Here is a 14,962-nt window from a genome sequence, read left to right on the forward strand (position 1 = left end):
CTCCTGCCTTGCGCACAAGGACCGCCGACATGACCGCGTCCCGTTATCCCTTCGGGTTGCTGCTGGCATGCCGGGGTTTGGCCGAATACATGGGCACGCAGTTGCCGGCAGCGTAGGAAATGCAGGGGTCGGATCCGTTGGTCGCAGGACAAGGGCTCTGACCCCGGCCGGCTGCCCGATCCTTACGCCGAGGCGTAGCGCACGGCCGTACCGATCCAGCGCTGCACCACGCGATCTGCAAGCGCCGGTTGCTGCGCCAGCAGGCGTTCGGCCAGCGCATGCACGCCCGGCAGCAGGCCGGCATCGCGGGCCAGATCGGCAATGCGGAAACCGGCCAGGCCCGTCTGCCGGGTGCCCAGCAGTTCGCCGGGCCCGCGCAGCTCCAGATCCTTCTCGGCAATGACGAAACCGTCGTTGGTTTCGCGCATGGTCTGCAGGCGTTCGCGTGCCATCTGCGAAAGCGGTGCCTGGTACAGCAGCACGCAGCGCGACACCGCCGAACCACGGCCGACGCGGCCACGCAGCTGGTGCAGCTGGGCCAGGCCCAAGCGCTCGGCGTTCTCGATCACCATCAGCGAGGCGTTGGGCACGTCCACGCCGACTTCGATCACGGTGGTGGCCACCAGCAGGTCGATGTCGCCGGCCTTGAACGCGACCATCGTCGCCAGCTTCTCGGCCGCTTTCAGCCGGCCATGCACCAGCCCCACGCGCACGCCCGGCAGCAGCGCCTGCAGCGATTCGTAGGTGGCCTGTGCCGGGGTGGCATCCAGTTCTTCGCTTTCTTCGATGAGCGTGCACACCCAGTACACCTGCCGCCCTTCGCGGCGGGCCAGGGCGATGCGCTCGATCAGCTCGGGGCGGCGATCGTTGTTCAGTGCCACGGTCTGCACCGGCGTGCGGCCCGGCGGCAGTTCGTCGATGGCCGATACATCCAGGTCGGCGTATTCGGACATCGCCAGCGTGCGCGGAATCGGCGTGGCGGTCATCACCAGCTGGTGCGGCACGTTGTTGCCGCCCTTGCCCTTGTCGCGCAGCGCCAGGCGCTGGTGAACGCCGAAGCGGTGCTGCTCATCGACGATGGCCAGCGCCAGATCGTGGAATACCACCGCCTCCTGCATCAGTGCGTGGGTACCCACCACCACCTGCGCTTCGCCGTTGGCAACCTGTTCCATCACCTTCGCGCGCGCCTTGCCGGTGACCTTGCCGGCCAGCCAGGCGATGCGCACGCCCAACGGCTCCAGCCAGCCGCGCAGGTTGTTGAGATGCTGTTCGGCCAGCAGTTCGGTGGGGGCGGCCAGTGCGACCTGCTTGCCCTGCTCCACCGCCAGCATCGCTGCCAATGCCGCCACCACGGTCTTGCCCGAGCCGACATCGCCCTGCACCAGCCGCAGCATCGGGCTGGGGCGCGCAAGGTCTTCGCGGATCTGCTTGAACACGCGTGCCTGCGCGCCGGTCAACGCGAACGGCAGCTGCTTCAACAACGCCTTGGCCAGCTTGCCGGGACCGGCCAGCGGCGGCGCGTGATGCGCCTGCAGCGCAATGCGCTGGCGACGCAGGCTGAGGTGGTGCGCCAGCAGTTCTTCCATTGCCAGCCGGCGCTGCGCTGGATGGGTACCGGCGGCAAGTGCGGCCAGGTCTGCATCCGGTGGTGGCTGATGCACGGTCAGCAGCGCACTGCGCAGCGATGGCAGGCCGAGGCCCTCGAGCCAGCCGGTCGGCAGCAGTTCCAGCGTGCTTTCTTCCGGCAGGCGATCAAGCGCCTGGCCGATCAGCTTGCGCATCGTCATCGGGCCGACGCCTTCGACGGTGGGATACACCGGGTCGAGGCGGTCGCCGAGATCGGGATCGTCGTTGCGGCCCAGCACCTGGTAACTGGGATGGACAATCTCCAACCCGAGGTGCCCCGGTTTGGGCGTACCAAAGCAGCGCAGGCGGTTGCCGACCGCGAACTGGCCGACCTGCTGCTGGCGGAAATGGAAGAAGCGCAGCACCAGGGTGCCCTGCCCTTCATCCTCCACTGCCACTTTCAGCATCGGCCGGTAGCGCATGCCGCGCTCGACGGCCACCACCCGCACTTCCACCTGCGCCGGAATGCCGTTGCGCAGGTCTTCGATGCGGGTCAGCCGGGTACGGTCTTCATAGCGCAGCGGCAGGTGCAGCCAGAGATCCTGCAGGGTGGCCAGGCCACGCGCCTGCAGCTTGGCGGCCACGGCCGGCCCGACGCCGGCGAGCACCGCAAGCGATGCTTCACCGGACGGTGCCAGTGCCGGGGTGACCGCCGCCTTGCGTGCCACGTGGCGGTCAGTCGATGACCATCACCGCGTCGACCTCGAAGTTGGCGCCCTTCGGCAGGCCGGAGACTTCGATGGTGGAACGGGCCGGGAACGGGGCCTGGAAGTAGTCCTGCATCACCGCGTTGACCTTGGCGAATTCGGCCAGGTCGGTCAGGTACAGGCCCAGGCGCACGACCTTGTCCAGCGAACCGCCGGCGGCTTCGGCCACGGCCTTGAGGTTGTCGAAGGCACGACGGGCCTGCGCTTCGACGTCACCGACGCCGACGATGTCGCCGGTGGCCGGGTCGAGCGGAATCTGGCCGGAGAAATACACGGTGTTGCCGGCGCGCACGGCCTGCGAGTACGGGCCGATGGCGGCCGGGGCCTTTTCGGTGTTGATGATCTGGCGGGACATGGGTCGCTCCGGTGCGTTGGGGGAAAACAGAGCGGTGATTGTACCGGGTGGGGGCAATGTCGGCTGGGGTCGGATCCTCTTCCCGTTGGGAAACAGCGCGGATCCGGTAGCGCCGGGCCATGCCCGGCGGCATTTGATTCATGCCGCGCCGCGCGCTCGCCGAGCATGGCCCGGCGCTACCAGAGTACGCGCAGGATCTACTGCCGGCGAACGGCCTGCACGACCGACAGGCGGCGCAGGCGACGCATCACTTCGGCCAGATGGTTGCGGTCGCGCACCTGGATGTTGAACGCCAGCACTGCGGCGTTGAAATCGCGGTCCAGGTAATCCACGCGCTCGATGTTGGAGTGGCTCTGCGCGATCGCAGCGGCCAGCTGTGCGAGCACGCCGGTGCCGTTCTCCACTTCCACCACCAGCGAGGTGTCGTAGTCGCCGGATACGGTGGTATCCCAGCCGATCAGCACCCAACGCTCGGGCGACTTGCGCAGTTCGGCCAGGTTCGGGCAATCCATGCGGTGCACCACGATGCCCTTGCCGGCGGTGTGGTAGCCCATGATGTCGTCGCCCGGAATGGGCTGGCAGCAGCCGGCGAAGGTGACCACGCCACGCTCGCTGCCGTTGATCAGGATCTTTTCCTGCGAGCTGTGGCGCGAATGCGCGCCGCCGCGCAGTTCGGCGTAGGCCATCAGTGCCTGCGCAGCCTGGGTCGGCATCCAGTTGCCCAGCGCGACTTCCGCCAGCAGGGCCTCCAGGCGCGGGAACCGGTGTTCGGCCAGGAAGGCATCCAGGCGGCCCTTGGGCAGGCGCTCCAGCGAGCTGTCCATCGCCTCCAGCGCGCGGTCGAGCATGCGGTGGCCCAACTGCACGGCGTCTTCGTGCTCCAGCTGCTTGAGCTGGTGGCGGATGGCGGTGCGCGCCTTGCTGGTCACCACGAATTCGAGCCACTGCGGCTTGGGCGTGGCCGAGCGCGCGGTGATGATCTCCACCGACTGCCCGGACACCAGCTTGGTACGCAGTGGCACCAGTTTCTTGTCCACGCGCGAGGCCACGGCCATGTTGCCGACGTCGGTATGCACGGCGTAGGCGAAGTCGAGCGCGGTGGAATTGCGCGGCAGGGCCAGGATCTTGCCCTTGGGGGTGAACAGGTAGACCTCGTCCGGGAACAGGTCGACCTTGACGTTGTCGAGGAACTCCAGCGACGAACCGGCGGCCCGCTGCGAATCGATCAGTTCGACGATCCAGGCGTGGGCGCGGCTCTGCGCGCTGTTGGGCGAATCACCGCCGAACTTGTAGGTCCAGTGCGCAGCCACGCCGCGCTCGGCGATCAGGTCCATTTCCTCGGTGCGGATCTGCACCTCGATCGGCGAACCATACGGGCCGAACAGCACCGTGTGCAGCGACTGGTAGCCGTTGGCCTTGGGAATGGCGATGAAATCGCGGAAGCGCCCATCGAGCGGCTTGAACGCGGCATGCACCGCGCCCAGCGAGTGGTAGCACTGCGGTACGCCGCGTACCACCAGGCGGAAGCCGAACACATCCATCACCTGGTCGAAGGATTTGTTCTCGTCGCGCATCTTGTTGTAGATGCTCCACGGGGTCTTGATGCGGCTGACCAGGCGGTGCTCGATGCCTTCCTTGGCCAAGCGCTGCGACAGCTGCACTTCCACCTGCGCCAGCGCCTCGCGGCGCACGACCGGCTGGCTGCGGATGTGCTTTTCCAGGATCGCGTGGCGCCACGGGTACAGCGCCTTGAAGCCAAGGTTCTGCAGTTCGCTCTTGACCAGGCTCATGCCCAGCCGCTGCGCGATCGGGGCGTAGATCTCCAACGTCTCGCGGGCGATGCGGCCACGCGCTTCGCGGCTCTGCGCGCCCAGCGTGCGCATGTTGTGCAGGCGGTCGGCCAGCTTGATCATGATCACGCGCAGGTCGCGCGACATCGCCAGCAGCATCTTGCGGAAGCTTTCGGCGGCCGCTTCCTGGCGGTCGCGGAACTTCAGCTTGTCCAGCTTGGTGACGCCGTCCACCAGTTCGGCCACGGCTTCGCCGAACTCGGCCGACAGGGCCTCGCGGGTCAGCGGGGTGTCTTCGATGGTGTCGTGCAGGATCGCGGCGATCAGCGCTTCCACGTCCAGGCCGAGCTCGGCCAGCACCTGGGCCACGGCCACCGGATGGGTGATGTAGGGCTCACCCGACTTGCGCGTCTGCCCAGCGTGCGCGGAGGCACCGACTTCCCACGCACGGCGCAGCAGCGGCAGCTGCTCGGGCGGCAGGTAGTGGGCGGCGCGTTCGAGCTGGAGGACGTAATCGGGTAYGGCGGCAGCGGGGACTGCGGCGACCTTGGCAGTGGGGCCTGGGTTCATGGCCAAAGCCTATGCCAGCGCGACGTTTACGGCAAACCCTGAATGCGAAACAGCCCGCACGGGGCGGGCTGTTCGGCGTATCCAGCAATGACGTTGATCGATGCGATCAATCGTCGTTCTTGGACATGTCTTCGTCGGCGACCACTTCGGCGGCGGCCCACTCCAGCGCTTCGCGCTCGGCGCGCTCACGCTCGGCCTTCTCGACTTCGTCGATCAGCGCGTTGTCGATCTTGCGGGCAGCGATTTCGCGCAGCGCCAGCACGGTCGGCTTGTCCTCGGTCTCGCTGTTGTCCAGCGTGGCCTGCACGCCATTGGCGAGCTGACGGGCGCGCTTGGAGGCCATCATCACCAGCTCGAAACGGTTGTTAACGACTTCCAGGCAATCTTCTACGGTAATGCGGGCCATACGGGCTCCCGGCGACCGGTCGGCCGCTCAGTCGAATGAGGGAAAGGGGACGGAGTGTACTGGCAGGGGCTGGACAAAATCAAGCCAACCCCCACCGGACCCTTTAGGAATCAATCAGTTGAACCCGCATCCGGGGTCAGCAGGGCCTGGATCAGGCCGGCATGGCGGACCTTCTGGGCGTCCCGGCGCAGGCGGCTGGCGGTGAAGATCGCACACAGTTCGTCCACGGCGGTGTCGAACACTTCATTGACGATGACGTAGTCGAACTCGTTGAAGTGCAGCATTTCATCGCGGGCGGCGCCCAGGCGCTGGGCGATGACCGCCTCGCTGTCCTGGCCACGCTTGCGCATGCGGTCCTGCAGGGCCTGCTTGGACGGCGGCAGGATGAACACCGTCACCGTGCCCGGCACCAGCTGGCGCACCTGCTGCGCGCCCTGCCAGTCGATTTCCAGCAGCACGTCCTGGCCGGCGGCCAGCTGCGGCTCCACCGACTGCCGGGCGGTGCCCTTCCAGTCACCATGCACCCAGGCGTGTTCGAAGAAGTCGCCGGCGGCGATCATTTCCTCGAACTTCTCGGCGCTGACGAAGTGGTAGTGCTGGCCGTTCACTTCACCCGGGCGCATGGCGCGCGAGGTGAAGGAGATCGACAGGGCAATCTGCGGGTCGCGCGCCAGGGTGGCGTTGACGATGCTGCTCTTGCCGGCGCCGGAGGGGGCGGCAACGATGTACAGCGTGCCGCGTGCGATCGCGGCCGGGGGCGTGGAAATGCTCATTCGATGTTCTGCACCTGCTCGCGGATCTGGTCGATCAGCACCTTCAGCTCGACGGCGGCGTTGGACGTGCGGCTGTCCACCGACTTGGAGCCAAGCGTGTTGGCCTCGCGGTTGAACTCCTGCAGCAGGAAGTCCAGGCGGCGGCCGACCGGTTCACGCTGCTTGAGCACGCGGCGGATCTCGACGATATGGCTGGACAGGCGATCCAGCTCCTCGTCCACGTCCAGCTTCTGCAGCCACATCACCAGTTCCTGCTCGGCGCGGCCCGGATCAACCGGATGCGGCAGGTCGGCCAGGCGAGCGGCGAGCTTGGTGCGCTGACCGTCGCGAATGGCGGGAATCAGCGTACGGACCTCCGCGGCGATGCGCTCGATGGCATCCACGCGCTCGGCGATGGCGGTGGCCAGCGTATTGCCTTCACGCTCGCGGGCGGCGATGAAGCCCTCCAGCACCTGGTCCAGCAGCGCCAGCGCTTCAATCTGCAGGGCTGCCGCATCGGTGGCCTCACCCTGGGTGACGCCCGGCAGCTGCAGCAGGTCGGTGAAGCTGACCTGCAGGTTGGGGAAATCGGAGGTCAGCCGGTGCGCCAGCTGGCCCAGCTGGCCCAGCAGCACCTCGTTGACCTGCAGGCTGGCGGCCGAGTCCGGCGCGCGCAGGCGCATCACCAGATCCAGCTTGCCACGGCTCAGGCGCGCGGAAATGCGTTCGCGCAGCTGCGGTTCCAATGCGCGCAGTTCCTCGGGCAGGCGCGTGCCCACTTCCAGGAAGCGGTGGTTGACCGAGCGCAGCTCGCAGCCCAGCGTTCCCCACGGGGTGGAGCGCTCGCCGCCGGCATAGGCCGTCATGCTTCGAATCATGGATGTATCCGGTGCTTGCAAAGGGGGAATGGTACCCTAGCGGTCTCTTTTGAGCCCCTTTCCCCCGCCCCGTGAAGGCCGCGGGGATGGTGGCGTACTCCCTTTCCCTACGGAACCTGCCCCATGTCCGATTTCCGCCCCAGTGGCCGTCAGCCCGATCAGCTGCGCCCGGTCGTCATCCAGCGCGGTTTCACCCGCCACGCCGAAGGTTCGGTGCTGGTCTGCTTCGGTGAAACCCGCGTGCTGTGCACGGCCAGCATCGAGAACCGGGTGCCGGGCTTCCTGCGTGGCAAGGGCGAAGGCTGGGTGACCGCCGAGTACGGCATGCTGCCGCGCGCCACCCACACCCGCAGCGACCGCGAAGCCGCACGCGGCAAGCAGGGCGGCCGCACGCTGGAGATCCAGCGCCTGATCGGTCGCAGCCTGCGCGCCTGCGTGGACCGCAACGCACTGGGCGAACGCACCATCACCCTGGACTGCGACGTGCTGCAGGCCGACGGCGGCACCCGCACCGCGGCCATCACCGGCGCCTACGTGGCCCTGGTCGATGCGGTGAACGTGCTGATGAAGCGCGGCGACATCAAGCGCAACCCGATCCTCGGCGCGGTGGCGGCGGTGTCGGTCGGCGTCTACCGCGGCACCTCGGTGCTGGACCTGGACTACGCCGAAGACAGCGACTGCGACACCGACATGAACGTGGTGATGAACGACGGTGGCGGCTTCATCGAACTGCAGGGCACCGCCGAAGGCCATGCCTTCCGCCGTGACGAGCTCGATGCGCTGCTGGGCCTGGCCGAGAAGGGCGTGACCGAGCTGCTGGCCGCGCAGCAGGCAGCGCTGTCGGCATGAACCGGCGCATTGCCCTGACCACCCTGGTGGTGGCCGACTATGACGAGGCCATCGCCTGGTACACCGGCAAGCTCGGCTTCCAGCTGCTGGACGACATCGACCAGGGCAGCAAGCGCTGGGTGGTGGTCGGCCCGACCGATGGCAGCGCCGCCGCCCTGCTGCTGGCCCGCGCCAGCGACGACGAGCAGCGCAGTCGTATCGGCAACCAGACCGGTGGCCGCGTCGGCTTCTTCCTCAATACCGATGACTTCCGCCGCGACCACGCGGCGATGCTGGCTGCCGGTGTCCAGTTCCTGGAAGAACCGCGCGAAGAACCCTACGCCACGGTCGCGGTGTTCCGCGACCTGTACGGCAACACCTGGGACCTGTTGGAGCCCCGCTGATGAAGAAGCTTGTCCTGGCCAGCCACAACGCTGGCAAGCTGGTGGAAATGCAGGAAATCCTCGCCGACCTGCCGCTGCAGATCACTTCGGCCGCCGAACTGGGCCTGGGCGATGTGGAAGAGACCGGCCTGACCTTCGTCGAGAACGCGCTGCTGAAGGCGCGCGCGGCCTGCGAAGCGACCGGCCTGCCGGCGCTGGCCGATGATTCGGGCCTGATCGTCGATGCCCTCGGCGGTGCACCGGGCCTGTACAGCGCGCGCTATGCCGGTCACCCGACCAATGCGGCGGCCAACAATGCCAAGCTGCTGGAAGCGATGGCCGACATCGCCGATGGCCAGCGCAGCGCCCGCTTCTACGCCGTGATCGTGCTGCTGCGCCATGCCACCGACCCGCAGCCGCTGATCTGCGAAGGTCGCTGGGAAGGTCAGATCATCCGCGAACTTCGCGGTACCAATGGATTCGGCTACAACCCGGTGTTCCTGGACACCACCCACGGCCTGACTGCTGCGGAAATGGAACCGGCGTTGAAGAACGCCATCAGCCATCGCGCCATCGCCCTGCAGCAGCTCAAGCAGCAGCTCAAGCAGCAGTTCGCGGCCTGAACCAGCATCCGACAGGAGACTCAAGGATGACAGTGAAGCGCTACCGCACCGGAATGGAACTGGTGCAACTGCTTGCCGTACTGGGGCTGATCAGTGGTGCGATCTTTGGCGGCATGTTGGCGTGGACAGGGAAGGAATCCTGGTGGGCGGTACCGGTGGTTGCGCTGGCCGGCATGACCGTCATCACGCTCATCGGCGCGCCCATCATGTGGCAGCGCGTCGAACTGGACGCTGCTGCCGGCCACATGCGCTATCACAACATCGGCAGCCTGCATCGGTGGCGCCATGTGGCGTTGGTGGACGTGCTGGAAGTACGGCTTGACAGTTTTGCCGACAAGCGCAAGGCCATGGTCTCCGGTCTCCATCTGTGCATGCGCAATGGCTGCAGTCCGGCGCGCCACCGTTTGATGGACAACGCTATAGGCAGCTACAAAGGGCCCTCGCCCTTCTTCCGCCAGATTGCCGCTGCCGTGCTTCGCGCGCAGCCGCGCTCCCTGGTCGACCCTCTTCTACGGGCGGCGGACTGATCTGCCGCTCCCCCACGTCCGCATCACGCCAGCCATGCCGCACGCCCACGACCACGACCACTGCAACCACCTGCCCGGCGAGTCCTGCGACCACGACGCCCCGCCACGTCTGGTGCCACCGCCGCTGGCGCTGTACGTGCATCTGCCGTGGTGYSTGCGCAAGTGCCCGTACTGCGACTTCAACTCGCACCAGGCCAAGGGCGAACTGCCCTTCGATGCCTACATCGATGCGCTGGTGCGCGACCTCGACCAGGACCTGCCGCTGGTCTGGGGCCGGGTGGTCAGCAGCGTGTTCTTCGGGGGTGGCACGCCCAGCCTGTTCCCGCCCGAGGCGATCGACCGCTTCCTGCAGCAGGCCAGTGCCCGCCTGCGCTTTGCGCCGAACGCCGAGATCACTCTGGAAACCAACCCGGGTACCGCCGAGCACGGTCGCTTTGATCGCTACCGCGCGGCCGGGGTCAACCGCCTCAGCTTCGGCATCCAGAGTTTCGATGATGCCGCGCTGAAACGACTGGGCCGCATCCACGACAGTGGCGAGGCCGAGCGCGCGGTGAAGATGGCGCAGGACGCGGGCTACGACAACTTCAACATCGACCTGATGTACGCACTGCCGGAGCAGACCCTGGCCGGTGCCGAGGCCGATCTGGAACGCGCGTTCGCGTTGCAGCCGGCCCACATCTCGCACTACCAGCTGACCCTGGAACCAAACACCGTGTTCTTCGCGCGGCCGCCGCAGGGCATCCCCGATGAAGACCATGCCTGGGACATGCAGGAACACTGCCAGGCGCTGCTGGCGCAGGCCGGCTTCGGCCAGTACGAGGTGAGTGCCTATGCCCGCCCCGGCCGGCAGAGCGCGCACAACCTGAATTACTGGCGTTTTGGTGACTACCTCGGCATTGGTGCCGGCGCACACGGCAAGATCAGTTCCGGTGCCGAGGAACACGTGCTGCGACGCTGGAAACACAAGCACCCGCAGACGTTCATGGATACCGCAGGCACGGCCGCATCGTTCGGCGGTGACGAAGTGATCGCCGACGAGCGCCTGCCGTTCGAGTACATGCTCAACCTGCTGCGCCTGCACGAAGGGTTCAGCCTGCGCGACTTCGAATCGCGCACCGGCCTGGCCCGCAGCGTGCTGGACACACCACTGCGCGAAGCAGTGCAGCGTGGCTGGCTGGTGGTGGCAGACGGGCACGTGCAGCCGACCGAACTGGGCCGGCGCTTCACCAACGATGTGGTCAGCCTGTTCCTGGAAGCATGATCTGCTGCGGCGCCGCCATCGCAGGCGGCCCTGAATGGATCCATCGCTAAAGTAGCGCCTTCACCGGCCGACACGGTAGATTCCAAGATCGATCCGCGGGAATCCGGACCCCCTCGCCGATGTCTGCTGTCTTTTCCCTTTCCAGTGCCGACACTGCCCGCCTGGCCGCAGCCGACCTGCCGCCGCGCGTGCGCGAGCTGCTGGGCGCGTTGATCGGCCTGTGCCACCAGGCCCTGACGGCACCGCTGATCCTGACCGTGGAAGCGCTGGAGCAGACCCTGCTGCATGACGCCGACCATGCCCGCAACCCGCAGCAGCAGGCCGACCTGCTGGCACAGCGCGGCCAGCTGCATGCGTTCGCCGGCCACTTCAGCGACCGCATGCTCGATGCGCTGGCCGATGCGCTTGCGCGGCTGCGTGAACCGATCACCCCGGTCGTGGCCGCCACCACGCCACCGCCCTTGCCCGGCATGCTGGGGTTGAGCTTGGTGGCCGAGCATGAAGTCGACCGCGACCTGCTGCTGACCGAAATGGTGCGCCGGGAAACCCTGCGTTCGGCCAACGCCTTGAACCTGCTGGGCCAGCGCCTGGGTGTTGTTGCCGGCGCACCAGCCTTTGAAGCTGACACCCTGCCCCTGGCACCGCAGGCCCTGTGCGCGATGGTACGGAAGCTGGCCGAACAGGATGCCCTCAGCGCCGAGGTACAGATGGCGCTGTACCGCAGCTTCGAGCGGCAGGTACTGGAGCGGCTGGGCAATGTGCTCGACCGCGCCAATGCGCTGCTGGCACAGCACGGCATCCTGCCGGGCCTGGTCTACACCCCGTACCTGGCACGTTCTTCGAGCACCCGCCGGATCATCACCCAGTCGGTCGGCAGCGGCCGCAGTGGACGCCCGTCTCCGCGCGTGCCCACGCCGATGACCGGCTGGGGCGGCTCGGCACCGCCCGGCTCGTGGTCGACGTTGATGCAGGACGCCTTCGCGGATGCGGACGCGCCCGGCGCGTCGGCCGGCATGACGGTACCGGCCAGCAGCGTGCTGCACGAGATGCTGCAACAGGCGCGGCAGATTCCGCAGCCCGCGGCCGATCCAGCGGCCCTGCCCAGTGCAGCGGTTGATGCCGTGCTGGCGCGCCTGCAGGGGCAGGCCAGCGCCGCCAGCGCCATGACCGATCTGCAGGCCGCCGTGGTCGCCCAGCTGCGCAGCGAACATGGCGCGCAGGCCAGCCTTGGCAGCCACGACCGCGACAACCTCGATCTGCTGCGCCTGCTGCTGCAGCAGGTGCAGCAGCAGCAACGGCCGGACCCGGTGCCAGCCGCCCTGCTCGCGCGCCTGCAGGTACCGCTGGCGCGCGCAGCGATGGCCGACCCGGGCTTCTTCGTGCGCGACGAACATCCGGCACGCGAACTGCTCAACCATGTCGCTGAAGCCGGCGCCAGCTGGCTCGGCGATGACGATGTCGATCCGCAGCTGCTGCAGCGACTGGCGCAGAGCGTGCAGGGCCTGCTCGGCCAGGATGCACGCACTCCCGAGGCCTTTGCCGCCGCCAACGACGAGATACAGCAGCACCAGCGCGCCGCCGCGCACCGCGCCGAACTGGCCGAGCGCCGCCACGTGGAAGCCGCACGCGGCAAGGAGCGGCTGGAACTTGCGCGACGCCAGGCCAATGCGCAGATCGACCAGTGCTGCGATACGCAGGAGCCGCCGCGCTTCGTACAGACACTGCTGCGCCAGGCGTGGGCAGATGCATTGACGCTGACCCGCCTGCGCCACGGCGATGATTCGCCGCAATGGCAGGAGCGCCTGCAGCAGACCGAACGCATCGCGGCGATCACTGCCGAGGCCGCAAGCGAAAGCAGCGCGACCGACGCTGCGCTGGCTGCCGAGGTTGAATCGGCCCTGCTGCAGGTGGGCTACCACGCAGAGGAGGCGGCTGCCGTCGCGCGCCGCCTGTCCACGCCAGGTGGCGAAGACGAAAGCACCTCGCGCACCGAGCTCAGTGCACGCCTGAAGGCCCGTGCACGGCTGGGCGAACACACCGGCGCACAGGCCCCGGCAAGCGATGCGGCACCACGCAGCGAGGCCGAGGAGGCCAGTTACCAGCAGCTGTGCGCGCTGCCCTTCGGCAGCTGGTTCGATATCGACGATGGCGAAGGCGCGCTGCGCCGCCAGCGCCTGTCCTGGTACAGCCTGCTGACCGGTCATGTGCTGCTGGTCAACGCGCGTGGGCAGAAGATCGGCGAAACCACCCTGGATGCCCTCGCCCGGCAGATGGCCGCCGGACGCGCGCAGCTGGTCACCGAAGACAGGGGCCGTCTGGTCGACCGCGCCTGGCAGGCCAGCCTGAGCGCACTGCGCACGCTGGCCGGACGTCGCCCGCAGGAGCCCAACGCATGAGTACGCAACCGCCCGTTGATACCCGCCGCGCGCCGCGCCGGCAGGTGTCCGATCTGGTACCGGTGACCGACCAGATGCGCGACAGCGTGGTCGGCCGGCTTGGCAACGTGTCCGAGACCGGCATGCTGATGCTGGCCAGCGCCGCGCTGCGCGACGATGCGCTGTATCAGTTGCGCTTCCCGCTGCCATTGGCCGATGGCCGCAGCGAGTGGATCGACGTCGGCGTACACCTGCTATGGAGCGAACCGGCGCATGCACCCGGCCAGAGCTGGGCAGGCTTCCGCTTCCTGACCCTGTCACGCGAGCATCGGCAGCTGCTGCGCCGGTGGATCGGCGAAGACAGCGACGAGGCACCGGTTTCGACGGGCTGAGTGCCGGTTCCGGCACAGCGGATTGCGTCGGTATCCGGCAGAATCTAGGGCCGTTTTCCGTGTCGAGCYACCGCAATGATCCAGCAAGACCCCGGCGCCCTGTATCCCGACCACCTGGCCGTGCTGTGCCGACGCGCCGAGCAGGCGCTGGCACGCGGCGGCTTCGACCACCTGGTGGTGCCCAGCGGCACCCTGCACTACCAGGTCTTCGACGATCGTGACTATCCGTACGCGGTCAACCCGCAGTTCAAGGCTTGGCTGCCGCTGACCCGTGTACCCAACAGCTGGATCGTGTTCACCCCGGGCAAGCGTCCGGCGGTGATCTTCCACCAGCCGTTCGACTACTGGCATGTGGTGCCGGATGCACCGAGCGGCTGGTGGGTCGAGCACTTCGACATCCATATCATCCGCACGCCGGACGAAGCGCTGGCACTGCTGCCGCCCGACCCGGCGCGCTGCGCGATCCTGGGAGAGCCGCAGAGCGCGCTGGGCGCGTATGTGCCCAACAATCCGGCGCCGGTGGTGAACTACCTGGAATGGCACCGCGGCAGCAAGACGCCGTACGAAATCGCCCTGATGCGCCAGGCGCAGGTGCTCGGCGTGCGCGGCCATCGCGCGGCCGAAGCGGCGTTCCGCAACGGCGCCGACGAGTTCAGCATCCACATGGCGTACTGCCAGGCCGTGGGCCAGGACGCCACCGAGCTGCCGTACGGCAACATCGTGGCCTTGAACGAGCATGCGGCGGTGCTGCATTACACCGAACTGGGCCGCAAGGCACCGCAACCGCTGCGCAGCTTCCTGATCGATGCCGGCGCCAGCGCGCACGGCTATGCCAGCGACATCACCCGCACCTACGCCGCCGCCGGCCATGACGAGTTCGCCGCGATGATCGAAGCGGTCGATGCCGCGCAGCAGACGATGTGCGCGGCCGTGCGCCCGGGCTTCGACTACAAGCAGCTGCACGTGGATGCGCACCTGTCGCTGATGGGCGTGCTGAAGGACTTCGGCGTGATCAAGGTATCGCCGCAGACCGCGCTGGAAACCGGCGTCAGCGCCGCGTTCTTCCCGCATGGCATCGGCCACCTGATCGGCCTGCAGGTGCATGACGTGGCCGGTTTCGCGGCCAGCGATGAAGGCGGCCGCATCGAGCGTCCCGCCGGCCATCCGTACCTGCGCCTGACCCGCGTGCTGGAGCCGGGCATGGTGGTGACGATCGAGCCGGGCCTGTACTTCATCGACATGCTGTTGAACGAAGTGAAGGCCGCCGGTCATGGCGATGCGATCAACTGGGAGCGTGTGGACTTCTTCCGTCCGTACGGCGGCATCCGCATTGAAGACGAAGTGCTGTGCACTGATGGCGAAGCGGACAACCTGACGCGCCCGGTGTTTGCGGCGGCCAACGGCTGAGCCCCTCGTGGTTGGATGCTGAAATCAAAAGCCGCGGTTGGTGGGGCGGGTGGGCCATGCAGGGGACGCTGCAAGTACGTCC

At 67.6% G+C, this 14,962-nt stretch carries 14 protein-coding genes; 8 read left to right on the forward strand and 6 right to left on the reverse strand.

All coding sequences use genetic code 11. The annotated features are described in order from the left end of the window. Positions 1-182 precede the first annotated feature (182 nt). From recG to AC1DJN_RS14245, 6 genes are all read right to left on the reverse strand, one after another. Positions 183-2,294, reverse strand: a complete 2,112-nt coding sequence (gene recG / locus AC1DJN_RS14220; RefSeq protein ID WP_442252284.1) for an ATP-dependent DNA helicase RecG — start codon at positions 2,292-2,294, stop codon at positions 183-185. Between the two features lie 7 nt (positions 2,295-2,301). Beyond that, entirely contained in the window at positions 2,302-2,688 is a 387-nt protein-coding gene (locus tag AC1DJN_RS14225) for a RidA family protein (RefSeq protein ID WP_025874214.1), read from the reverse strand. Positions 2,689-2,885: 197 nt separating this feature from the next. Beyond that, positions 2,886-5,048: a RelA/SpoT family protein gene (locus tag AC1DJN_RS14230; protein WP_478039351.1), complete on the reverse strand. Its 2,163-nt coding sequence runs from the start codon at positions 5,046-5,048 to the stop codon at positions 2,886-2,888. Between the two features lie 106 nt (positions 5,049-5,154). Next, positions 5,155-5,454: a DNA-directed RNA polymerase subunit omega gene (gene rpoZ, locus AC1DJN_RS14235; RefSeq protein WP_005410877.1), complete on the reverse strand. Its 300-nt coding sequence runs from the start codon at positions 5,452-5,454 to the stop codon at positions 5,155-5,157. A 110-nt stretch (positions 5,455-5,564) separates the two neighbouring features. Continuing rightward, positions 5,565-6,227 carry a guanylate kinase gene (gmk, locus tag AC1DJN_RS14240; protein ID WP_032976987.1) on the reverse strand — a complete coding sequence of 221 codons (663 nt, stop codon included), beginning with the start codon at positions 6,225-6,227 and terminating at the stop codon, positions 5,565-5,567. After that, positions 6,224-7,084, reverse strand: a complete 861-nt coding sequence (locus AC1DJN_RS14245) for a YicC/YloC family endoribonuclease (protein ID WP_032976986.1) — start codon at positions 7,082-7,084, stop codon at positions 6,224-6,226. The genes gmk and AC1DJN_RS14245 overlap by 4 nt, the downstream gene beginning before the upstream one ends. A 123-nt stretch (positions 7,085-7,207) precedes the next feature. Here AC1DJN_RS14245 and rph point away from each other — a divergent pair, with 123 nt between their 5' ends. From rph to pepQ, 8 genes are all read left to right on the forward strand, one after another. After that, positions 7,208-7,933, forward strand: a complete 726-nt coding sequence (rph, locus tag AC1DJN_RS14250) for a ribonuclease PH (protein WP_442252285.1) — start codon at positions 7,208-7,210, stop codon at positions 7,931-7,933. Continuing rightward, positions 7,930-8,316, forward strand: a complete 387-nt coding sequence (locus AC1DJN_RS14255; RefSeq protein ID WP_025874209.1) for a VOC family protein — start codon at positions 7,930-7,932, stop codon at positions 8,314-8,316. The genes rph and AC1DJN_RS14255 overlap by 4 nt, the downstream gene beginning before the upstream one ends. Continuing rightward, entirely contained in the window at positions 8,316-8,918 is a 603-nt protein-coding gene (gene rdgB, locus AC1DJN_RS14260) for an RdgB/HAM1 family non-canonical purine NTP pyrophosphatase (protein ID WP_025874208.1), read from the forward strand. The genes AC1DJN_RS14255 and rdgB overlap by 1 nt, the downstream gene beginning before the upstream one ends. A 26-nt stretch (positions 8,919-8,944) precedes the next feature. Further along, entirely contained in the window at positions 8,945-9,445 is a 501-nt protein-coding gene (locus AC1DJN_RS14265) for a hypothetical protein (protein ID WP_442252286.1), read from the forward strand. A gap of 34 nt (positions 9,446-9,479) precedes the next feature. Beyond that, positions 9,480-10,706 (forward strand): radical SAM family heme chaperone HemW, encoded by a 1,227-nt coding sequence (gene hemW / locus AC1DJN_RS14270; protein WP_478039352.1) that lies wholly within the window; start codon positions 9,480-9,482, stop codon positions 10,704-10,706. A 119-nt stretch (positions 10,707-10,825) separates the two neighbouring features. Further along, on the forward strand, positions 10,826-13,102 hold the full coding sequence (locus AC1DJN_RS14275) for a DUF1631 family protein (protein ID WP_442252288.1): 2,277 nt from the start codon (positions 10,826-10,828) through the stop codon (positions 13,100-13,102). Continuing rightward, positions 13,099-13,473, forward strand: a complete 375-nt coding sequence (locus tag AC1DJN_RS14280) for a PilZ domain-containing protein (protein WP_025874204.1) — start codon at positions 13,099-13,101, stop codon at positions 13,471-13,473. The genes AC1DJN_RS14275 and AC1DJN_RS14280 overlap by 4 nt, the downstream gene beginning before the upstream one ends. 75 nt (positions 13,474-13,548) lie before the next feature. Further along, positions 13,549-14,880 (forward strand): Xaa-Pro dipeptidase, encoded by a 1,332-nt coding sequence (pepQ, locus tag AC1DJN_RS14285; RefSeq protein WP_025874203.1) that lies wholly within the window; start codon positions 13,549-13,551, stop codon positions 14,878-14,880. The last annotated feature ends 82 nt before the right edge of the window (positions 14,881-14,962 follow it).

It is taken from the genome of Stenotrophomonas sp. 05L414_2 (assembly GCF_056397905.1).